The organism is Mesorhizobium sp. M7A.F.Ca.US.014.04.1.1 (assembly GCF_003998745.1).
GTDB classification, from domain to species: Bacteria; Pseudomonadota; Alphaproteobacteria; order Rhizobiales; family Rhizobiaceae; genus Mesorhizobium; species Mesorhizobium ciceri.
Genome location: NZ_RZRW01001282.1, coordinates 1 through 695 on the forward strand (window position 1 = coordinate 1; position 695 = coordinate 695).

A 695-nucleotide genomic window follows, 5' to 3' on the forward strand; every position below is an offset into this window, starting at 1 on the left:
CGGGCCGCCGATTGTCAACTTCACCCGCGAATCGCTGGCGCCGGTCATGTTTGCCGGTTCGTTCGTGTCCATCCTGCCGCTGGCCGCCGTCGGCGCCATCATCCTGTCCTTCCTGCGGCTGCCGGCGAAAGCATCCGGCAAGGTGGAGATCGCCGACAGCGACGCCAGACCACTGGCTGAAATCGTCACGCAGCCGCGTTTCGTCGCCGCGCTTTTCTGTGCGGTCGGCAGCTACGCGCTGATGAGCTTCGTCATGACGGGCGCACCGCTGGCCATGGTCGGCTGCGGACTGTCGGAGACCGACGCGACGCTCGGCATCTCCTGGCACGTCATGGCGATGTTTGCGCCAAGCTTCTTCACCGGCTCGCTGATCCATCGCTTCGGCGCCGAACGCATTGTGACCACCGGCCTGATCCTGCTCATCGGCTGCGCCATTGTCGCTCTGTCGGGCCTGGCGCTGTGGCAGTTCTGGACGTCGCTGATCCTGCTGGGCCTTGGTTGGAACTTCGGCTTCATTGGCGCGACCGCAATGGTGGCCTCCACCTACCGGCCGTCGGAAAAGGGCAAGGTGCAAGGCTTCCACGACTTCGTCCTGTTCGGCTCCGTCGCCTGCGCCTCACTGATGTCGGGCATGGTCTACAACGCCTGGGGCTGGGAGATGCTGAACTGGATAGTCTTTCCGGTCACCGTCCTGT

Annotated in this window: 1 protein-coding gene; it reads left to right on the forward strand. The window is 64.3% G+C overall.

The window, feature by feature from the left end; all coding sequences use genetic code 11:
* Window positions 1-695 (forward strand): MFS transporter (locus EOA22_RS36080; protein ID WP_164756307.1); only part of this gene is annotated, 695 nt, incomplete at both ends.